Genomic DNA, 22,872 nt, shown 5'->3' on the forward strand with positions numbered 1-22,872 from the left:
GACGACCCAACCTGCCGGAGGCCGCGGCGCCGATGTTCGGCTACAGCGACAGCCTGCGCGAACCGGGGCGGGCCGCCGCCGTGCAGGGGGCGTCAGCCAGCGGCGGGGGTGAGGATCGACCGCCGCTGGCACTTTCCGCTGATAGTTGCGGCCCGGACCGCTGACAACGGCTGCTCCGCCGAGGGCAGCGGACCGGTCGCACCGATTACGGGCCTGGCAGGGAGCCAGGACCGGAGAAGCCTGGAGAATTCTTGATGTTCGGTAGGAAACACAGGCACCATCGGCTGCTGACGAGCGTCAGCACCCTGCTGGTCGTCGGCCTCGCCGGGGTGACCGGCGCTCCGGTGGCCGCGCAGGCAACCGAGGCCGCCGAACTGTCGTCGGTGACGGTGCGGGCCGCAGACGTAAGCCTGCCCCTGGACGGCAGCACGCCCCTACAGATCAGCGGCACCATGAGCGACGGGACCGCCGCCGACCTCAACGAGGCGCAGATCTCCGTCAGCAGCAGCAAACCCACGGTCGCCACGGCCAGCGTTGAGGGAACCTCGGGCACGGTTCAGGCCGGAACGATGACGCCTGGCGAGACCACCCTGACCGCCACGGTCACCCTCCGCGGGACCACCGCCGCCGGACAGGTCGGCGTGACCGTGCTGCCGGAGCCGGCCCGGCCGTTCCGGCACGACTACCACCAGACCCTGACCATGAAGATGTTCATGGCCGACAACAAGGGCAAGGTGTCCCTGAACTTCGAGCAGGGGCTCGAGGTCATCAGGAAGGTCGACAACCTGACCCGCGGCATCCCGAAGATCTATTACCTCGTCGGGTGGCAGTACGACGGGCACGACACCGGCTATCCCGCCTGGGACGTGGTCAACCCGAAGCTCAAGCGCCCCCAGGACGAGACGGCGCTGGACAGCCTGCGCTGGTTGATCCGGGAGGCGCGACAGTACAACACCACGGTCAGCTTCCACATCAACATGCTCGACGCCAGCACCACCAGCCCGCTCTGGGACACCTACCGAAAGGCTGACGTGATCGCCCGCAACAAGGACGGGTCGCTGCGCGAGTACGTCTGGGGCCACCCGATCAGCTACACGCTGGAATGGGAAGCCGGGCTGACCAAGAAGCGGATCGACAAGCTGTTCGAGATGGTCGACATGGCCGAGATCGGCACCGTCCACGTCGACGCCTTCCACCAGTACATCCCCGGCTACGGCACCGAGCCGATCAGCCCGTACCACGGCATCACGACCGACCAGGAGATCGAGACCCAGAAGAAGATCCTGCGCTACTGGCGGGACCGCGGGGTCGACGTGACGTCGGAGTTCGCCTACAGCTACCGCAGGGACCCACTGCTCGGGCTGCAACCCATGTCGTGGCACTTCCGGAACGTCGATCAGATGAAGATCCCCCCAGCCCTGCACATCGGCGGCGCGGGCGGTGACGTCAGGTTCGGCACCAGCATGCAAGGTGAGTCGACCATCAAGCGTGACCCGGCGAAACTGGGCGGGTTCCTGGACGAGTTCGCCAAAACCACGCTCGTCTGGTACTACCTGAACCGGCTGGACCGGCTGTCCGACACCGGCGGCGTGGTCACCTTCTCCGACGGCGTGACCAGCCGTCAGGTCGACGGCCGGCTCCGGATCACCCGTGGCGACATGGTGCTGCGCGATGGCGACGACGTCTTCGTGCCGGCCCTGTGGAACAACCGGCACCGGGAAATCGTCGCCTACTCGGCCGACGGGTACCACGCCCGGACGTGGCAGCTGCCCGCTGACTGGCGCGGCGTGGGCGCGGTGGACGTATACCGGATCGGGCTCGACGGCCTCACCCGGATCCAACGCAACGCGAAGATCACCGACGGTCGGATCGCCCTCAGCCTGCCCGCGGGTACGGCCGTCAGCGTCGTCCCCGCCCACACCGACGTCGGCGCCGCTGACACCAGCAGCCCGCACGCCTTCGCCGCCCGGGCGCCGAAGAACGACGTTCCGGTACCGCCCGCGCACGTGCGTTTCCAGTGGGAGCCGTCGTACCAGGCCGACCGTTACAGGCTGATCGTGGCCGAGGACGAGCGATTCCAGTCGGTGGTGGTCGACAAGACGACCACGGACACGGCGCTGGTGGTGCCGCAGCTGAAGCCGGGGGCCGTCTACCACTGGAAGGTCGAGGCCACGAACACGGCCACCGGCGCCAGCATCACGGTCGACGGGGCGCCCCTGACCTTCCGTACCGCCATCACCGAACTGCCCTCCGCACCGACCGGCGTCAACGCCTACCGGATGTCGGACGAATCCGTCTTCGTCGCGTGGCACGCCGCTCCGGGCGCCGCGACCTACGCCGTTCAGCGCCGCGCCGCCGGCTCCGGCTCCGGTTTCACCACGATCGTCGATGGCGTCACCGGCAGCAGCTACCTGGACCCCACCGCGTCACGCAGCAACGGGCCGTTCGAATACCGCGTGGTGGGGGTCAACGACCTCGGCGCCGGAGAGCCGAGCGCGGCGGCCGTCGAAGCGGCGGTGGACCTGTCGTCAGCGGCGTACCTCAGCGACCTGAACTGGGAGTCGGCCAGCGTCGGCTGGGGCACGATCGGCCGAGACAAGGCCATCTCCGGCGGGAACATCCGGCTCGGCGGCACCCGGTACGACAAGGGCCTGGGCGTCCACGCCACGTCGGAGGTCGTCTACCGGCTGGGTGCGAGCGCCCGGCTCTTCAAGGCGGTGATCGGCGTCGACGACGCCAAGAAGGGCTCGCCGGCCACCGTGGTGTTCCGCGTCTACGGCGACGGGGAGCTGCTGTACGACAGCGACGTCATGCGCGGCCAGCCGTACTCGACGCCGCAGGAGGTCCTGGTCGACGTGTCGGGGCACGACACGCTGCGGCTGGTGGTCTCCGACGCCGGTGACGGCAACAACAGCGACCATGCGGACTGGGCCGACGCCCAGCTCCTCTCGTTCACGTCGTAGCTCGAACCCAGGGAGGCCACCATGAGGAAAGTGAGACGTGGCGCGGTGCGCCCGGCCGTCACGGCCGTACTGCTGGGGGGACTGGTGACCGCGCTGCTGGCGGCGCCGGTGCCCGCCGGCGCCGCCCAATGGCAGGCCCGTGCCGAGGCCGCGTTCCAGAAGCTCCCGCTGCTCCCGACCCCGCCCATGGGCTGGAACAGCTGGAACAAGTTCCACTGCAACATCACCGAGGACCTGATCCGGCAGACCGCGGACGCCATGGTCACCTCCGGTATGAAGGCTGCGGGGTACGAGTACGTCAACATCGATGACTGCTGGATGGCGCCGCAGCGTGACGAGAACGGCGACCTGCAGTCGGACCCACAGCGGTTCCCTGGCGGCATCAAGGTGCTGGCCGACTACGTGCACGAGCGCGGGCTGAAGCTGGGCATCTACTCGTCGGCGGGGACGAAGACCTGCCAGGGCCGGCCGGCGAGTCTCGGTTACGAGGACCAGGACGCGCAGCGGTTCGCGGAGTGGGGCGTGGACCTGCTCAAGTACGACAACTGCAACAACCAGGGCGTACCGGCCATCGAGCGCTACACCAAGATGGCCGAGGCGCTCGCCGCGACCGGCCGCCCGATCGTCTACTCGATCTGCGAGTGGGGCGCCAACCGGCCGGGGGAGTGGGCCGCCGAGCTGAGCCACTACTGGCGGACGACGGGCGACATCAGCGACAACTGGGGCAGCGTCGTGTCCATCCTCGACCAGCAGGTGGGGCTGGAGAAGTACTCCGGCCCGAGCGCCTGGAACGACCCCGACATGCTCGAGGTCGGCAATGGCGGCATGTCGACGACGGAGTATCGCTCACACATGAGCCTGTGGAGCCTGCTCAACGCGCCGTTGATCGCCGGCAACGATCTGCGCAACATGAACGCGACGACGCTGGCGATGCTGACCAACCCCGACGTCATCGAGGTCAACCAGGACTGGGCGGGCGTCCAGGGGCACAAGATCGCCGACGAGGGTGACCTCGAGGTGTGGGCCAAGCCGCTCTCCGACGGCGGCGCGGCCGTCGTCCTGTTCAACCGCGGTCCCTCGGGCGGGCAGGTGTCCACCACCGCCGCGAAGCTCGGGCTGCCCTCGGAGCTCGCGTACACCGTGCGCGACGTCTGGTCCGGCGAGACCACCGAGACCACCGGCGACGTCCGGGCCTCCATCCCCTCGCACGGCTCCCGGATGTTCGTGATCCGCCAGGATCGGCCGGCGCACCACGAACCAGCGACCTTTCTCGACGTCCGCACCGACACCACCGGGTACGTCGACGCAGGCGCGACGTTCACCGCCAGCGTCGACTTCACCAACGACGGCGTCACACCGGCCCAACGCGTCGAGGTCGGGCTGGACGTGCCGGACGGCTGGTCCGCGCGGGCGCAGGACCCGACCCGGTTCGACAGCGTGCCGCGGGGACGGACCGTCACCGCCAGCTTCACCGTCACCGTCCCGACCGACGCCAGCAACCGCGCCTACCCCTTCACCGCGTCCGCGAGCTACCGGACAGTCGCCGGCGACCAGCGCCAGACGCCGGGGTACGGCGGGGTCACCCTCGCCGAGACTCCCCGGGGCGAGCGGTGGATCAGCGACCTCCACCCGCTGACCGCCAACGTCGGCTACGGTCGCGTCGGGATCGACAAGAGCGTCGACGGCAAACCCATCAAGATCGCTGGCGTGACCTACGCGAAGGGGATCGCCACCCACGCACCCGCCGAGGTGACCTACTACCTGGGCGCCAACTGCAGCCGCTTCACCGCCGAGGTCGGCATCAACGACGAGACCAAGGGACGGGGATCGGTCACCTTCGGCGTCCTCGGCGACGGCCAGAAGCAACTCGCGGCCACCGAGGTGATCCTCGGCAACCAGCCGGCACAGCATCTCGACGTGGACGTCTCCGGTGTGCAGGTGTTGACCCTGACCACCGGCACCGGCCCGGACAACAACAACTACGACCACTCCGACTGGGGCGCAGCCAAGGTCTACTGCGCCGACTGAAAGCGGTGTCCCCGCCGGGGGCGACCCCGGCCCGGCTTTCCTGACGGCTGACCTGAACCGGTTGCTCCCGGGGCGCTGCGCCCCGGGAGCAACCGTTGCATGGACCCAGGCTGATGCGGTTGAGCAGCTCGCCTGGGAGTCGGCCGATTTGCACGGCGGGTGATCAGACAGTTGACGATCTAGGAGCAACTTCAGAGCGGGCGTATCCCGCGACGGCCGATAGGACCCCTGCGGTACGGACAGATCCGATGTCTGCCCATCGGGAACTTCCTGAATCCTTGACCAAGCACCCAGTCGTGCGATAGACAGATGCGGATACATCGGATCTCTCAGGGGCGAGGCCATGACCTTTGCGGAAGGTGCCGATTGTCGTGTTCGCCTCGTGGCCTCTGATTTGTCCGATCCGGTCGGGCTAAATCACTTCGCGTGGGCGTCTCACGTCAAGGCCGGACCACCGACGTCGGTGGCCAGCGCGAGGAAGGAGGGCCTGCAGCGGCCCGACGCGACCGGCGCAGCCGGCATGCCTGTTCGGATACCGACCCCCGATTCACGATCTCAACGAGAAGGGAAGGACGCCAGATGAGACGACGCAAGTTATTCGCGCTCATCCTAACGCTGTCTCTCGCTTGTACAGGGCTAGCCCAGACCTCGACCGCTTCAGCCGAAGAGAGCACGAGCCTCCTCACGGGAACCGAATCCAAAGCTCTGAAGCTGTGGTATGACGAACCCGCGGCCGACAGCAATGACGGCTGGATTGATCGTTCGATACCCATGGGAAACGGTTACATGGGTGCCAACCTCTTTGGCGGCACCAAAACGGACCGAATCCAGATCACCGAGAACAGCACACAGGACTCGAACGACACCATCGGAGGCCTCAACAACTTTGCCGAGGTCTACCTCGACTTCAATCATAACGAGACCAGCAAGTATCGGCGGGAGCTGGTACTGAACGAGGGTGTGTCTCGGGTTCAGTACGAAAATGATGGAGTCGAGTACAGCAGGGAGTACTTCGCCAGCTATCCCGACAAGGTCATGGCGGTCCGCCTCAAGGCATCCGAGGCGGGAAAGTTGTCGTTCACACTTCGCCCCACGATCCCATACTTGACTGAATATCGTCAGCAGCCTGGCGACAATCGCGGCAAGAGCGGCACGGTTGTGGCGAAGGATGACACCATTACGCTCTCCGGCGTCATGCAGTACTACAACCTTCAATTTGAAGGGCAGTTCAAAGTCGTTCCTGACGGCGGAACGATGCAGGCGCACAATGATGGAGCCAATGACAACGGCACGATTTCGGTATCCGGCGCCAATAGCGCCGTCGTCCTGATCGCCGTGGGAACAAACTATAAGCTCGACAGTCAGGTGATATCCGCCGATAACAGGCTGGACAAACTCAAGGGATTTCCGCACCCTCACGCCAAGGTAACCAAGTACCTGGCCGACGCCTCGGCAAAATCCTATGACGAGCTGTTGGCCGCACACCAGGCGGACTACACCGAACTTTACGACAGGGTCAACTTTGATCTCGGTGCGCAGGTGCCGGCCGTCCCCACTGACGAGCTTATCGATGCATACCGCAATGGTGACTCGAGCCCGTACCTTGAAGAACTCGCATTCCAGTTCGGGCGCTACCTGCTGATCTGTTCCTCGAGGGCAGGCACGCTGCCGCCCAATCTCCAAGGAATTTGGAATGTATATCAGGATCCGCCGTGGAGGTCAGGCTACTGGCACAATGTCAACCTCCAGATGAACTACTGGGCGGCCTTCCCCACCAACCTGCCCGAGCTGTTTGAATCCTACATCGGCTACTACAACACATACTTGCCGCGGCAGCAGAAGTACGCCACCCAATATGTCGGGCGGTACAACCCTTCTCAGCTCGATCCGGGCGGAGACAACGGCTGGTCCCTGGGTAACTCGACGTGGCCGTACAACGGTTCCGGAAAAGCGTCTCATTCTGGCTTTGGTACCGGCGCGTGGACCGCGATGCTCTTCTGGGACTACTACGACTACACTCGCGACAAGAAACGTCTCGAGGACGTCGTTTACCCTGCCATGTACGGCCAGGCGAACTTCCTGTCTCGGTTCGTGCGCAACCGCGATGGCTATCTACTGGCAGATCCATCGTCCTCTCCCGAGAACGCGGACAGCCTGCAGTCGGTTGGCACCACCTTCGATCAGCAGATGATTTACGAGAACCATCGCAATACTCTGAAGGCTGCAGAGGTACTCGGTCGTTCTGATAATGTCCTTGACAAGTTGAAGGGCCAGCTACCCCTCCTCGACCCCATAAAGATTGGTAAGTCCGGACAGATCAAGGAGTACCGCGAGGAGGAATACTACGGTGACATCGGTGATCCCGCTCACCGCCACATCTCCCATCTTCTTGGTCTCTACCCCGGGCAGTTGATCAATGCCGCGACTCCTGCCTGGCGAGACGCCGCCAAGGTATCGCTGACCAAGCGCGGCAAGGTCGGCGGCACAGGCTGGGCCCAAGCGGAAAGAATTGGCACGTGGGCAAGGGCTGGAAACGGAGATGAGGCGTACTACTTCTACAACTACCTCCTCAAGAAACACCTGATGCACAACTTGTTCAACAACCATCGGGACTCCTACACGAACAAGCTGTTTCAGGTCGATGGAAATTTCGGTGCCACCGCAGGTGTGAGCGAAATGCTCCTGCAGAGCAACGACTATGCCGTGGCGCCGTTGCCCGCCCTGCCGAAGGCGTGGGCAGACGGCAGTTACCGAGGAATGCTCGCACGCGGCAACTTTGAGGTCTCAGCACGCTGGTCCGGTGGTCACGCCGATCAGTTCGACATCCTCTCCAAGTCGGGCGGCCCGTTGACGTTGCGGTACGCCAACATCAAGAACGCGGTTGTCAAGACGTCCGACGGCCAGGACGTGAGTTTCACCGCGAAAAATGGAGATGAAATCAGCTTCGAGACCACCAAGGGTCAAACTTACGTCATCACCTCCATTCCGGCCGAGAAGGCTGTATCGGCGCCTTCTGATCTGAAGGTGGACCTTGATCTGAAGGACATGGTCAAGATTTCGTGGAAGGGCAGCGACGACGCCGCGACGTACAACGTCTATCGCGCCGTCGGAAGCGCGCCGAAGTACGAGCTGGTCGCGTCTGATGTCAAGAAGACCAGCTTCGTCTACGAATCGGCCGATCTCGACAAGATTGACCAAGCTACTTTCCGGGTCACCGCAGTAGCATCAGACGGGCGCGAAAGCGACGGACCGACCACGGTAAGGCTGCTGCCGGACAAACCCAACGTGCGTGCGCTGCGCATCGATGGCGACGTGATTCCGGTGGAATCCGGAGATGGCGAGAAACAAGGTCTTTCTGCCGCCGAGGGTTCGTACACCGTGGGGATCACCTGGCGATCGGGCTTGCTCACAGAAGTTCGTCTTGCCGCGAGCGCGGACGGGGTTGCCACGCTGCGGAACGAGATGTTCAGCGCGCCCGTGAGGGTCTACCGCGCAGACGGGCGACCGGCGGATCACCGTATCGACGGGGACACGCTGACGCTGCCCACCCGGGCCGGCGAGGAGTATCGGATCGTCGCCCAGGCGGTGGTGACGGTCGATGAGCCCGCGGCAAAGCAACTCCCGAACTCCTCCGTTCCGATGTCGGTCACGCTTCGCGCCGAGGACCAGCTGACCCTGCCAGCGACACGGGTGCGACTGGAGGCCCCGGCCGACTGGAGGACTGACCCGGAGTCGGTCAGCCTCAAGCCGATCCGCCCGGGTGGTTCGGCCGCTGCCAGATTCAACGTCAGTATCCCGGCGGGAACCCCCGACGGCCGGTACCAGTTGACCGCTGTGGTCGCTTCAGACGAGTGGTCGATCCGGGTGCCGGTCCAGGTCGAGGTGTTCTGGCCCAACCTCGCGCGGGGCAAGCCCGCCACGCAGTCAAGTCTGCGTTCCGGTGGAGTGCCAGTACGTGCCGTGGACGGAAACACCAACGGTGTGTGGAGTGCCGGTTCGGTGACACACACTGAGTTCACGGACCAGCCGTGGTGGCAGGTCGACCTTGGTCGGAGCGAACAGCTCGGGCAGATACGGATCTGGGGCCGTACCGACTGCTGTGTCGATCGGCTGAGTGACTACTACGTGCTGGTGTCGGACGAGCCATTCGCGTCCGGTTCGCTCGACGAGGTCCTGGCTCAGCCGGGCGTTCGGGCCTACCACGAGGCCAATCCGCCAAGGCCGGTCACCCAGATTGGCGTCGGCCGCACCGGCCGCTACGTCCGCGTCCAACTCGCTGGCAACAACGCCCTCTCGCTGGCCGAGGTCCAGGTCTTCCCCGGCCCGCCCAAGTAAAGTCCGCCGCTGCCGGCCGTAGTTCGGTCTGTCGTTGCTGCGGACAGGCCGCCGTAGGATGATCTTGGGTCGAACAAGATCATCCTACGGCGGCCGCGGCCGAAGGGCCGGTACCGGCGGCGCGGTGACAGAGATCCGATGACTCGTGACCCCGAACCGCTCCTGTAACCGGGGGCCAGGGGCACCCACTTTGTGCACTTCAACGCAAGGGGGAGTCGGCCCGCCTCTTGGGATGATCAGCCGGGGATCCTTGACATCGGATGTCTCCAGGGAGACAGTGACCTGCATCATCGTGTTCAGACCTCTTGACTCGCCACGGTCACAAAGGAGGGGACGTGTCCCACCGCCGTATCGGCAAACCCGACCTGGCGGCCGTTGCCCCGGCCCGCCGTACCCTGCTCCGGCGGGTGCACACCGCATGGTCCACGCTGTCGGTGGCCGCGCTGCTGATTGTGGCAGCGGCCGCAGTCCCCGGCCAGGCGCTCGCCGATGCGGCGCACGCGGAGCCGCCGGCAGGAACGCCGGCGCCGCCAGAGCGACTCACCGTGATGACTCCGGCCACCGGCGTGGCCGCGCGTTCCGACCGCCGGCCGGTCGCCGGCGGGCTGTACGACGCCCGTGCCAACACCACGTTCATCTCCTGGGCCGGCCAGTACGAGGACAACTTCGTCCAGGCGTACAACCACGTCACGGGAGCCTGGTCGGCACCGGTACGGGTCGGCGATGGCGGCAACGACTCCCATAACTACCCGACCATGGTGCAGGCCGATGACGGACATCTGCTGGTTTTCCGGGGCCTGCACAACAAGGAGCTCTGGGTGGCCCGCTCGGCCCGCCCGCACTCGATCGACGGCCCGTGGACGGACACGATCATCCCGGAAGGCTTCGGTGCCACGTACCCGATGCCCTTCAAGACGGCCAGTGGCGAGATCTTCGTCTTCATCCGGGAGACAGCGCGCGACTTCGATCGGAAGTACCCGACCGATACGCGGCCGATGAAGTATGTGCGCTCCACCGATAATGGGCTCACCTGGCAGACCTCGGCGGAATTGACCGGTGATCGGTGGGCGATCGCGCCGACGACGCGCGCCGACAACATGAACGAGATCTACATCGGTCAGCTCCGGTACGAGCCGCCCCGCAACGGCCGCCCAGAGCAGGTACAGATCGTGTACACCCTCGCCGGCGGCGGGCCCGAGGGTCATCTCCACGATCGGTACCACAAGAACATCTACCACCTCACGTTCAGCCCGAATGATCTGCACTTCCGTGCCGCCGACGGGCACGACCTCGGCACCAGCGTGGACGACGCCGAGCAGGAGCAGTACCTGAAGGTGGCGGAGACCCCGCTGCAGACCACTAACCCCCGGTCTCCCGACTACATATCGTTTGTCGGCAGCAAGTTTGACGGCACACCCTTTGTTCTGTGGATGCAGATTGACACCGAGGGCGTGCTGCGGGATTACACGGGCGTGTGGACGGCGGGTGGCTGGGACACCAGGGAGATCGCCACCGGGGTACGCGTGCGCGACATGTACCAGGCCGGGCCGCTGAGCTGGCGCGTGTACGCCACGGTCGAGGGTTCGAAGAACGGGATATCGACGTTCCTGCTCTACGGTGGCGCACAGTGGGAGCCGGAGTCGGTGATCCCGACCCCGACGAAGTCGGTGCAGCGGGTTGAGGTCCTCGACGGTTTTCGTGACCCGGCGCGCATTCTCGTCACGGGTGCGAGCAGCGACCGAGACGTCTCGGTGGCCGACGGGGACATCTATGTCATCGGACGAGCAGTCGGGCCAAAGCCGTGCGATGACTCGACGGATGGCTGTTGACCACCGGCTTCGTTGATTCAGACACCGGCGGCGGCCGGCTTCCGGTCGCCGCCGGCGCGGTTCAGAAGGGCCTGCCGCCGCCTCGCCTTGCACAGGCACCAGCCACCTGATCGACGCCCTCCGCGCCCGCCGCCTGGTTGCCGCGCACCCGGCGCTGGTACTCGACACCGGCGTCGTGCCGCGGGTTCGGTCCCAGGCCGTGCTCGTACCGCCACGAAGATCCACCGATGTGGACTTATGCGTCAACCATGGCGGGGTATCCGGGTAGACATCGGACCTTAAGAAGGTAAATGCTTGATTCCGTCTGGATTCAGCCGGTACGCTCCCGGAATACCTCCGATGTATTTGGTTCGATGCAAACCTTCCGACGAGTCGATCTTCAACGGCGATTGAGCACAGCGCCATGAGCGAGGAGGAACCCGATGGCGGAGATATCCCGACGAACACTTCTGCGTGGCACATCAGCCGCGCTCGGTGCGGCGACACTGGGCACGGCGTGGTCGGCGGCATCGCCGGTGGCATGGGCCAGTGACAACCCGGCGGATGGCACCGTCTACGAAGACATCGCGCGCGATGCGGACATGCGGTGGCGGCGGATGCCCGACAGTTGGCAGAACGGCCCGTTTCTCGGTAATGGATTCCTTGGTGTGCAGGTCTACCGGGGCGCGCAGGGCAACGTACTGAAGTTCATGCTCAGCCACTCCTACGTGCAGGACCAGCGGGACCAGTGGGAGGGGGCCGTCGGACTGTCCCGACTACCGATCGGCTACCTCACCTTGACGCTCGCCGGGCCGGTGACCGATGTGGACTGGCGGCTGGACCTGTGGAACGCGGAACTGACCGGCACCGTGACCACCACCCGGGGCAGCGTCAGCTTCTCCGCGCTGGTGCACAACAGCCGCAGCGTGCTCCTGGTGTCGATGACGCCCAGCATCGGCGAGGAGACGGCCGAGTGGGCCTTCCATCCGCTGGCGTCGTACACGACGCGGACGATCCGGCGCCCACCCGAGTACGTCGGCAACCCCGACCCGACGATCGGCCTGGCCGATTCGGTGCACTACGCGGAGCAGCCGATGCTCGCCGGGGGCGGATACACGACCGCCTGGGCGGAGAAGCGCAGCGGCACGCAGCGGATGCTCGTCGCCACCGTGGCCTACAGCTTCCCGCGCGCTACCTCAACTGACGAAGCCGTCCGCGGCGTGCAACAGGCGATGAACGCCAACCCCGATGCCCTGGTCCGCACCCACCGCAACTGGTGGAACAGGTATTACACCCGCAGCCTGGTATCAGTGCCCGACAAGCATGTGCAGCGCTTCTACTGGAGTCAGCTCTACAAGATGGCCTCGGCCACCCGTGCCGACGCGCCCGTCCTGGCCATCTGGGGGCCGTGGTTCCCGGAGAAGGGAAACAGTTGGACCGCCGTGTGGTGGAACACGAACGTCCAGGCCGCCTATCAGCTGATCAACGGCTCGAACCACCTTGAGCTCGATTCGGTGACCACAACGTTCCGCCGCTACGAGCACAACCTGGAACTGTCGGTCGAGCCGGAGTACCGCGACGGGGAGACCTACGCGCTGTCCCACCCCGGCGATCGGATGCTGCGACCCGGCGGCACGAGGACCGTCGGCATCCCCGGCCAGCAGTTCACCGACCAGACCGGCAACCTGATCTGGGCATTGCACAACGTCTGGCTCAGCTATCGGCACAGCCTGGACCAGCAGGTGTTGCGAGACGTGCTCTTCCCGATCCTGCGCAAGGCGGTGAACTTCTACGCCCACTTCCTCACGGACGGATCCGATGGCCGCCTGCATCTGCCGATGACCCGCTCTCCGGAGTACGCCGACGCTGCCGACTGCACGTACGACCTGGCCCTGATCCGGTGGGGCTGTGCCACCCTGATCGACTCCGCGCAGCAGCTACGGATCGCCGATCCGAGACTCGACCAGTGGCGCGACATTCTCGACAGGCTGGTGCCGTATCACCAAAGTGCCGACGGCGTCATGATCGGCAACGGGGTCCCGCTGGCCGAGTCGCACCGGCACTACTCCCACCTGCTCTGGCTCTACCCGCTGCAGGAGAAGCGGTGGGACCGCCCCGATGACCGGGAGATCATGCGACGTACGTTCGACCACTGGCGGAGCATGCAGAACCGCTGGCACGGCTACAGCTATGCGGCCGCCTCGTCGATGGCCTCGGTGATGGATTCACCGGAGGAGGCCCTTGACTTCCTGACCTTCTTCCTCGACGGCAACATCGTCGACAGCACCCAGCTCACCCCGAACACCATGTACCGCGAAGGCAGCAACTTCGCCATCGAGAGTCCGCTGGCCGCCGCCCAGTCGGTGCTCGACATGCTCGTCCAGAGCTCCGGCGGCGTGGTCAAGGTCTTCCCGGCCGTATCCGGCAGATGGCCGGACGCGTCGATCGCCGGACTCCGCACCCAGGGGGCGTTCCTCGTCGACGCCTCCCGCAGCGACGGCCGTACCGACTGGGTCCGCATCCACAGCGAAGCGGGCCAGCCGCTGCTGCTGCAGCACGGCATCGACGGTGACATCGACGTACGGGACGAACGTGATCGGCCGGTGCCGTGGCGGGCGCAGGGCCGCGCCACGATCTCGCTGCAGCTACCGGTAGGGGCGAGCGCGGTCATCACTCGACGCGGCAGCAGCCCGGATCTGACGCCGCGCAACGTCGCCCCGCTCGGCGACGCCCCGGTCTTTGGTCTGCCACAGCCACCAGCGAGTCGCTGAGTAAAAGGAGGTGCCTTCCCATGCGTAAAACCCCCATCTCGATCGCCTTCACCGCGCTGGTCACGTTGTCGCTGGCCACGCCGGTGGCGGCGGCGAATCCGTCCGCACCGACCCTGACCACGTCGCAGGCCCAGGCCAGCGCTGAGCCGGACTACGAGCCGACGCCGGAATCACTCAACCGGCATCAGGCTCCCCGCTGGTTCGATGACGCGAAGCTCGGCTTCTTCATCCACTGGGGCCCGTACTCGGTGCCGGCCTTCGCGCCGAAGAGCGGTGGTCGGGCGTACGCGGAGTGGTACTGGAGCGAGATGAACAAACAGACCGCCCCGACGTACCGCCACCACGCCGACACGTACGGCAAGGATGTTCCGTACGACCGATTCATCGAGCAGTGGAAGCCGGACAAGTTCAAACCGCAGGACTGGTTGGACCTGTTCGTCGAGGGCGGAGCGAAGTACTTCGTACAAGTCTCGAAGCACCACGACGGTGTCGCATTGTGGGACACCGCCACCACCGACAGGTCCACCGTCGCGCTCGGACCGCACCGTGACCTGGTCCGGGAGTTGTTCGATGCCGCCGAGGACTATCCGCTGAAGAAGGGGCTCTACTACTCGCTGCCCGAGTGGTACCACCCGGCCGGGGGCCGCGAACGGAACGGCCCGATCAACCCGTACACCCGCGAGCCGATCCCGTACACCGGGTACAAGCCGGTCAACAGCTACGTGATGGACCACCAGTACCCGCAGATGCGCGAACTGGTGGACCGCTTCGACCCGGACATCTTCTGGTGCGACCTCAACGGGCCGAACAACAGCAACGAACTTATGGCCTACTACTTCAACCGGGCCAAGAACCGACCGAATCCGAAGGACGTGACCGTCAACAACCGGTGCGGCAACGGCATCTCCGACTTCACCACGCCGGAGTACCGGGTGGAAGCCGACATCAACCCACAGAAGTGGGAGGCGACCCGCGGCCTCGGCAAGTCCTTCGGCTACAACGCCGAGGAAGGCCCGGACGACTACCTCAGCGCCGATGAACTCATCGACGGCTTCGTCGACATCGTCAGCAAGAACGGAAACCTGCTGCTGAACCTCGGACCGAAGGCCGACGGCACGATCCCCGAGGTGCAGGCCGAGCGCGTACGGGCACTCGGTGCCTGGCTGAAGACCAACGGAGAGGCGATCTACGGCACCACCTACTGGAATCACGCCGAGGATGCGCGCAGCAACGTCCCGGTGCGCTACACCGTCAAGGACGACGCCCTCTACGTGACCGCACTGCAGTGGCCAGGCACCGAGTTGACTCTCTCTGACGATCTGCCGCTGGCAAACAACAGCACGATCACCCTGCTGGGCTCGAACGGGGAGGCGCTGCCCTGGCGAAAGAGCGACGGCGCGGTAACGATCTCCATGCCGGGTGACGGCGCGTCCGCCACGGCCAGTACCCACGCGTACACCTTCAAAATCACCACCCCCCAGGTGCGGCAGGTGGTGCGTACGAAGCTGGACGTGCCGAAGAACACCGAACTGGGGCTGCCATTCACGGCGAAGCTGACGGTAACCAACCCGTCGAGCACGACGGCCCCCGACGGCCGCCTGGCCCTGCAGGTACCACCGGGCTGGTCGGTGACGCCCGAGCGGGCAGTGGTGGAGGAGCTTCCCGCCGGCGCGTCACGCACCGTCGAGTTCCAGGTGCAACCAGCGGCGAACGCTGAGCCAGACCGCTATACGCTCAGCGCGAGCGCCTCTTTCGGCCGGACCACGTACCAGGTCCACAGTTCGCTCCTGATGGGCTTCGACTACAACCTCGCGCTCGGCAAACCCGCCAGCCAGAAGAGCCTCTACCAGGGCAGCAACGGGAATCCCGGACGCGCGGTGGACGGCAACACCAACGGCGTGTGGAGCGGGGGGTCGGTCACCCATACCGCTCAACCCGAGTCCGAGGCATGGTGGCAGGTCGATCTCCAGCAGAGCTATCGGATCGGCGAGATCGCGTTGTGGAACCGCACCGACTGCTGCTCCACACGGCTGAGCAACTACTACGTCTTCGTCTCCGATACGCCGTTCACCAGCGACTCGGTGGCCGGGACGCTGGCCCAACCCGGCGTGCGGGCCTTCTATCACCCCGAGACCGCCGCGAGCCCCACTCGCATCCCGGTCGGCGCGGCCGGCCGCTACGTACGGGTGCAGTTGACCTCGGCCAGCGATCCGTTGTCGCTCGCCGAAGTGGAGGTGTTCGGTCGGCGCCCGAGCTGAGCTGCCGGTCTGGATTGCCCGCGCCGTTCGGCCGAACTCCGCCGAACGGCGCGGGCAGCCTGCCCGTGGTGCTGCGACGCGCCGCGGCCTTGACCTCAAAGATAGGATCATTTACCGCTCGTTCTTGCATCCATACTCTTGCCTAAGCCCATCGACCCGGATAGGGTCCCGAGACACATCAGATGTCTGCGGCTCTGAGAGGTTGCGATGCCCAAGCGAGCACTAGCCGGCCTGCTGATCACCGTGATATGCGCGAGCCTTGGCGGCTCGCCCGCACAAGCCGGTCCGGCGCAGGAACCATCCCCGCTCGCTGCCGGGGCGAGCATCGCCGCCGAGGGCGATTCCGGGATGCGCCTCTGGTATGACCAGCCCGCCCCGGACACCGACAACGGCTGGGAAACCCGCTCCCTGCCCATCGGCAACGGCAACATGGGCGCGACGGTGTTCGGGGGAGTGCGCTCCGAACGGCTGCAGTTCAATGAAAAGTCGCTGTGGACCGGTGGCCCAGGGGTGAGCGACTACAACTTCGGCAACTGGGCATCGCCGCGCCCGGGGGCACTCGACGGAATCCGGCAGCGGATCTGGGACGAGGGTGCGATCTCCGAGAACGATGTGCTGAAGGCACTCGGCTTGCCGTCGGACTCACCTCGCCACCGCCGATTCGGCGCGTACCAGAGCTTCGGCGACGTGCGGCTGGACTTTCCCCACGCGTCAACGTCGGTCACCGACTACCGCCGGGATCTCGACATCTCCCGAGCCGTCGCAGGTGTCTCCTACGTCGATAACGGCATCCGGTACACGCGTGAGTACTTCGCGACCTCCCCGGACGGGGTCATCGTGTCGCGGATCAGCGCCGACCAGCCCGGACAGATCGACCTGACCGCGCGGGTGACCGCGCCGACCAATCGCTCGCGCGCGGTGACCGCGAATGCCGGCCGAATCACCATGACTGGTGCGCTGAACAGCAACGGCCTGCGGTACGAGACGCAACTCCAGGTGGTCAACCAGGGCGGCAGCCGCACCGACGGATCGGACGGCGCGGTGAGTGTCGCCGGCGCGGACAGCGTCCTGCTGATTCTCGCGGCCGGCACCGACTACGCCAACAACTACCCCACCTACCGCGGCACCGCCCCCCATGAGCGGCTGACCACCGCCGTCGACAGTGCCGCCGCCAAGGGATACGCCACACTGCTCGCCGCCCACCAAGCGGACTACGCCGCCCTGTTCGACCGGGTCAGCCTCGACCTTGCCGGCCAGCTGCCGAACATCCCGACCGACCAACTGCTCGCCCAGTACGGCCGCGGATCCGCGTCAGCCGACCGGGCGCTGGAGGAGATGTTCTTCCAGTACGGCCGCTACCTGTTGATCGCCTCGTCGCGGCCCGGATCGCTGCCGGCAAACCTGCAGGGCGTCTGGAACAACCTCGAAGCCCCGCCGTGGCAGTCCGACTACCACCTCAACATCAACCTGCAGATGAACTACTGGCCGGCCGAGATGACCAACCTGTCGGAGACCGCCGAACCGCTCTTCGACTACATCGACAGCCTGCGGGAGCCCGGCCGCGTCACGGCTCGACAACTCTACGGAGTGGAGCAGGGCTGGGTGGCACACCACGCCTCCAACATCTACGGCTGGACCGGAGCCTGGGACCACCCGGCCTACTTCTTCCCCGAGTCTGGCGCGTGGTTCTCGGATCAGCTCTACGACCACTACCGCTTCACCCTTGACGAGCGCTATCTGCGTCAGGTCGCGTATCCGGTGATGAAGGAGACCGCACAGTTCTGGCTGGAGTCGCTGCAGACCGACCCCCGAGACGGGACCCTGGTATCGACGCCGAGCCGCTCGCCCGAACTCGGTCCCGCAACCGCCGGCGCGTCGATGTCCCAGCAGATCCTCTGGCATCTGTTCACCGACCTCCGCGAGGCCGCCACGATCACGGGGGACACCGCGTTCGTGGCCAAGGCGAACCAGGTGCTGAAGGACCTCGATCCGGGGCTGCGGATCGGCTCGTGGGGGCAACTGCAGGAGTGGAAGATCGATCGCGACGACCCGAAAGAGACGCATCGGCACGTCTCCCACATGTTCGCGCTGCACCCGGGCCGGCAGATCTCGCCCCGCACCACCCCGGAGCTCGCCGAGGCGGCCAAGGTGTCGCTCAACGCGCGGACCGACGAGGGTACCGGTTGGAGTAAGGCCTGGAAGATCAATTTCTGGGCCCGGCTGCTGGACGGGGATCACGCTCACAAACTCGTCGCCGACCAGCTCAAGTCGAGCACGCTGCCCAACATGTGGGACACACACCCGCCGTTCCAGATCGACGGAAACTTCGGCGCGACCTCGGGAATCACCGAGATGCTGCTGCAGAGCCACCTCGGCACGATCGACGTGCTGCCCGCGCTGCCGAGCACGTGGCGCGATGGCCGGGTGGACGGGCTGCGTGCCCGCGGCGCCTTCACCCTCGGCACCACCTGGCGGTCGGGCATGCCGACCGAGATCCGGCTGACCTCCGACAAGGGCGGCCGTGCCACCCTGCGCAGCGACATGTTCCGGGGCAAGGTGTGGGTTTACAAAGCTGACGGCAAGCCCGCCGACTACCAGGTCGACGGCGACTTGCTGACGCTGCCGACCAGCGCGGGGGAGAGCTACCGCATCGCCGCGCAGGCGACGGTGGCGGTGGCGGCGTCCACGGATGCCCAGCGCCCGGGTGTCGATTTGCCTGTCGCGGTGACGGTCGCGGCGCCCGACAAGCAGACGGTTCCTGCCACCCAGGCCCGCCTCGAACTGCCCGACGGCTGGTCGGCCACACCCACCTCGGTGCGAAACCAGCCCATTCAGCCGGGCAACTCGACGACCGCGGAGTTCACGGTGCGGATACCGAAGGCGGCAGCGGACGGCTCGTACCCCATCACCGCGATCGTTGCCACCGACGAATGGAAGCTGACCGTGCCGGTACGGGTGACGGTGTCGCGGCCCAACCTGGCTCTGCGCAAGACCGCCACCCAGTCGAGCCTCAGCTCGGGCGGGGCCCCGAGCCGGGCGGTGGATGGCAACACCAACGGGGTGTGGAGTGCCGGATCGGTCACGCATACCGACGTCCAGCGCCAACCCTGGTGGCAGGTCGACCTCGGATCGGTGCAGCAGATCGACGAGGTGGCGATCTGGAACCGGACGGACTGCTGCGCTAACCGGCTGACCGACTACTACCTGCTGATTTCCGAGGAGCCGTTCCAGTCGGGATCGCTCGACGAGGCGCTCGCGCAACCCGGGGTGTGGGCCAAGCACCATTCTGCGCAGGCGGGCTCACCAACGGTGACCGACGTTGGCCGGAAGGGGCGCTACGTGCGCATCCAACTTGCCGGCGAGAATCCCCTCTCCCTGGCCGAGGTCCAGGTCTTCTAAGCCACCGCGCTGAGCTCGGCGCCACCCTTGCCGAGCTCAGCGCGGATCACAATCAGAGTCCTGACGGCGGACGAGATCACCCGCTGGCAGGAGCGGGCGTTCGACTGATGTCCGGCATTCCATGGAGGCGGCCCCCTGCCACTGGCCGAGCTGCAAGTCTGCACGAGGTGAGGAAAATCAATGACGACCTATCCAGAACATAGCTGTGACTCTCCGCTTCAGCCCACGGCGTCGCGCCGAGCCTTCCTCGCCGGGGCCGGCTCCCTCGGGGCGCTGGGACTTACCACCGGATGGGCTGGCGAGGCGCTGGCCGGCGAGGCGCCCGCACGCCCGTTCCAGGACGGGATGCGCACGGGAGACGCCTGGACGGCGTACCTGCGGGAGCAGGACCTGACCTGGGGCGACATCCCCAAGAACTTCTACCAATCGCCGTTCATGGGCAACGGCGGCCTGGGCGCGTCGGTATACCGCATCGACCGGAACGGGCCATTGGCCTTCGTGCTCGGCGACAACCGGGTGCGCGACCACCAGGACGACAAGGGCAGCACCTTCGGCATGGCGAGGCTGCCCATCGGGCATCTCTCCCTCGACACGGTGGGCGATCTCGCCGGCGCTGACCTGCGGCTGTCGCTGTTCGACGCCACCCTCACCGGGGCACTGACCACCTCGGCGGGCACGATCCGGATCGAGTCCTTCGTGCACGCTGTCCGCGACGTACTGGTCATCAACCTGCTGCCCGAGGCGGCTGAGGCGGCGACGTGGTCGTTCACGCCGGCCAAGGCCGAGAGCCCTCGGGTGAAAGCCAGCCCGCCGGCGCCTGACGGACTCCGAGTCAACCCCGATCCGGTGGTGGAGACGGGCGACGACCGCGGGCGATGCGTCCAGGCGCTGGCCGTGGGCGGTCAGACCGTGACGCAGTGGCGGATGCGGCCCGAGGAGGACGGCAGCCGTACCCTGCTGGTCACGGTTGCTCACTCCTACCCGGACTCGAGTGCGGAAGCCACCGCCGCGGCCACCCTGGACTGGGCGGCCCGGACGCCACTGGCCCGGCTCCGCAACGAACACCGACAGTGGTGGCACGAGTTCTACCCGAAGAGCTTCGTCTCCATTCCCGACGCGCGGCTGCAGTCCTTCTACTGGATCCAGCTCTACAAGATGGCCAGCGCCACCCGGCGGGAGTTCCCCGTCCTCTCCACGCACGCGCAGTGGCAGGAGCCGACCCCCTGGCCGGCCACTTGGTGGAACCTCAACGTCCAGCTGGAGTATTGGCTGATCAACGCGACCGGGCACTGGGAGCTCGACTCGCTGACCCGGTCCATTGATGAATATCGCGGAAACCTGATCCTCAACGCGCCGGTCGCCCTCCGCGAAGACAGCGCGGTGATCGCCCGCAGCGCGCAGGAGAACCTGCGAACCGGCACCCCCGCGCTGCCCGGTTCGACATCAGGTACGCCGGAGGTCGGCAACCTGCCCTGGGCGATGCACAACCTGTGGCTCACCTACCGGCACACGATGGACGACAACCTGCTGCGCGAGGTCATCTTCCCGATTCTGCGCCGCGCGGTGAACTTCTACCTGCACTTCGTCGAGGAGGGCGCCGACGGCCGGCTGCACCTGCCCCGAACCTACTCCCCGGAATACGACTCGACCCGCGACTGCAACTTCGACCTGGCCCTGCTGACCTGGGGCTGCGCCACCCTGCTGCGGACCTGTGACCGGCTGGGCATCACCGATGAGTTGCAGCCACGCTGGCGGGAGGTGCTCGCGCGGCTGGTCGAGCCACCGCAGGGCAGCGACGGTCTCTGGATCGGGGCCGACCGCCGGCTGACCAGCTCGCACCGGCACTACTCACACCTGCTGTGGTTCTATCCGCTCTACCTCTTCGACCCAACCGATCCCGAACGGCAGGAGCTGCTGCAACGGTCGCTCGATCATTGGGTGGGATACGAGGGCGCCCTGCAGGGTTACACCTTCACCGGCGCCTCCTCGATGAGCTCATCGATGGGCCAGGGCAACAAGGCCCTGAGCTTCCTGAACACCCTGCTCGACCGGTATGTGCAGCCCAACACCATGTACCGCGAGTCCGGCCCGGTGATCGAGACGCCGCTGTCCGCCGCGCAGTCGGTGCACGACATGCTGCTGCAGAGCTGGGGCGACACCATCCGGGTCTTCCCGGCGATGCCGGACGCCTGGTCGGACGCTGTGATCCACCAGCTCCGGGCCGAGGGAGCCTTCGTGATTTCCGCCCGGCGCATCGCCGGGCGGACGGCCTGGGTACGGGTGCAGAGCCTGGCGGGGGAGCCCTGCCGCCTCCACCTCCCCGGTCTGGTTGACGGGCCGGTCACCATCAGGTCGACCCAGGGGCAGCCGAAGCCCGTCGTGTGGCACCGGGACGGCGAGATCCTGGTGCTCCAACTGGCAGCCGGTGACGATGTCGTCATCACGACCCCGGCGAGCCCTCGACAGCTCGAGGTCTCGCCGGTCCCCGTCACCGGTCAGGCCCCCTGGGGGCTGGCGCCGTTGCCGCCGATCGGGGTGACCGTGCCGGCAGACCTCTCCGCGTTCTTCGACAACGACGGGGTGTCCCCGCGCGACGCGATGACGGATGGCAACTTCGACGGATCGGGCTACACCTACCCGGCCGAGGAGCTGCCCGCGCCGGGACGGCGAACGGTAGACCGGGTGACCTGGCTGCTCGGCAGCTACGCGCCTGGCGCGGCCAACAACGTGGTGTGCCGGGGACAGCAGGTCGAGCTGCCAGCCGGCAACGCTGCCAACCTGCACATTCTCGGTGCTGGCACCAGCGGTGGTGCCGCGGTGAAGGCGCTGCTGACCTACCTCGACGGGAGCACCGCCGAGGTGGACTTCAAGCTCACGGACTGGGCCCGTACGCCGTCGTACGGCGAGACCATCGCGGTCGAGGCAGCGTACCGGCACTCGCAGACCGGCGTCCCGGACAACAAGACGGTGCGGTGGTTCCACCAGGTGGTCGCGGCCGACCCAAGCAAGACCCTGGTCGCAGTGACCCTGCCGGTCCACACCAAGCTGCATGTCTTCGGGCTCAGCGTGGAACGCCCCTGACGAGGCTGAGGCGGGTAGGTGCCGCGGCGACGGCACCTACCCACCTCGCCTAACCGCCCGCTCCGCGGCCTACCCGTGACGTGGGCGCATCCGCAGGCCGTGCATCCCACCGTCGACGGCGAGGACCACGCCGGTGGTAGCTCCAGCCCTCCGGCTGGCCAGGCAGGCGACAGCGGCGGCACCCTCCCGGGGGGGGGGGCCCCCCCCCCCGCCCCGGGGGGGGGCCGCC

The 22,872-nt window shown here is 66.4% G+C and carries 8 protein-coding genes; all 8 read left to right on the plus strand.

The features are described from left to right. The first annotated feature begins 254 nt into the window (after window positions 1-254). The 8 genes from ACNAW0_RS24740 (at window position 255) to ACNAW0_RS24775 (ending at window position 22,643) form a co-directional block, all read left to right on the plus strand. Complete coding sequence (locus ACNAW0_RS24740) at window positions 255-2,963, plus strand: NPCBM/NEW2 domain-containing protein (RefSeq protein ID WP_416290386.1); 2,709 nt, start codon at window positions 255-257, stop codon at window positions 2,961-2,963. A 21-nt stretch (window positions 2,964-2,984) separates the two neighbouring features. After that, window positions 2,985-4,991 carry an NPCBM/NEW2 domain-containing protein gene (locus ACNAW0_RS24745; RefSeq protein ID WP_416290387.1) on the plus strand — a complete coding sequence of 669 codons (2,007 nt, stop codon included), beginning with the start codon at window positions 2,985-2,987 and terminating at the stop codon, window positions 4,989-4,991. Window positions 4,992-5,570: 579 nt separating this feature from the next. Then, complete coding sequence (locus ACNAW0_RS24750) at window positions 5,571-9,326, plus strand: glycosyl hydrolase family 95 catalytic domain-containing protein (protein ID WP_416290388.1); 3,756 nt, start codon at window positions 5,571-5,573, stop codon at window positions 9,324-9,326. Window positions 9,327-9,661: 335 nt separating this feature from the next. Continuing rightward, complete coding sequence (locus ACNAW0_RS24755; protein WP_416290389.1) at window positions 9,662-11,155, plus strand: BNR-4 repeat-containing protein; 1,494 nt, start codon at window positions 9,662-9,664, stop codon at window positions 11,153-11,155. Between the two features lie 422 nt (window positions 11,156-11,577). Further along, window positions 11,578-13,905, plus strand: coding sequence for a glycosyl hydrolase family 95 catalytic domain-containing protein (locus ACNAW0_RS24760; protein ID WP_416290390.1), 2,328 nt, complete (start codon window positions 11,578-11,580; stop codon window positions 13,903-13,905). Window positions 13,906-13,925: 20 nt separating this feature from the next. Further along, the gene (locus tag ACNAW0_RS24765; RefSeq protein ID WP_416290391.1) at window positions 13,926-16,163 is read left to right on the plus strand and encodes an alpha-L-fucosidase; all 2,238 of its coding nucleotides are present in this window, start codon (window positions 13,926-13,928) and stop codon (window positions 16,161-16,163) included. A gap of 207 nt (window positions 16,164-16,370) precedes the next feature. Further along, a complete protein-coding gene (locus ACNAW0_RS24770) occupies window positions 16,371-19,562 on the plus strand; it encodes a glycosyl hydrolase family 95 catalytic domain-containing protein (protein ID WP_416290393.1) in 3,192 nt (1,063 codons plus the stop codon). Between the two features lie 180 nt (window positions 19,563-19,742). Continuing rightward, window positions 19,743-22,643 carry a glycosyl hydrolase family 95 catalytic domain-containing protein gene (locus tag ACNAW0_RS24775; protein ID WP_416290394.1) on the plus strand — a complete coding sequence of 967 codons (2,901 nt, stop codon included), beginning with the start codon at window positions 19,743-19,745 and terminating at the stop codon, window positions 22,641-22,643. Window positions 22,644-22,872 lie beyond the last annotated feature (229 nt).

This window comes from Micromonospora sp. SL1-18 (assembly GCF_047921505.1).
Lineage (GTDB): Bacteria > Actinomycetota > Actinomycetes > Mycobacteriales > Micromonosporaceae > Micromonospora.

What these genes read in the sequence shown, in the direction of transcription:
- ACNAW0_RS24740 (WP_416290386.1), top strand. Translation starts at nt 255, where the DNA reads ATGTTCGGTAGGAAACACAGGCACCATCGGCTGCTGACGAGCGTCAGC.
- ACNAW0_RS24745 (WP_416290387.1), top strand. Translation starts at nt 2,985, where the DNA reads ATGAGGAAAGTGAGACGTGGCGCGGTGCGCCCGGCCGTCACGGCCGTA.
- ACNAW0_RS24750 (WP_416290388.1), top strand. Translation starts at nt 5,571, where the DNA reads ATGAGACGACGCAAGTTATTCGCGCTCATCCTAACGCTGTCTCTCGCT.
- ACNAW0_RS24760 (WP_416290390.1), top strand. Translation starts at nt 11,578, where the DNA reads ATGGCGGAGATATCCCGACGAACACTTCTGCGTGGCACATCAGCCGCG.
- ACNAW0_RS24765 (WP_416290391.1), top strand. Translation starts at nt 13,926, where the DNA reads ATGCGTAAAACCCCCATCTCGATCGCCTTCACCGCGCTGGTCACGTTG.
- ACNAW0_RS24770 (WP_416290393.1), top strand. Translation starts at nt 16,371, where the DNA reads ATGCCCAAGCGAGCACTAGCCGGCCTGCTGATCACCGTGATATGCGCG.
- ACNAW0_RS24775 (WP_416290394.1), top strand. Translation starts at nt 19,743, where the DNA reads ATGACGACCTATCCAGAACATAGCTGTGACTCTCCGCTTCAGCCCACG.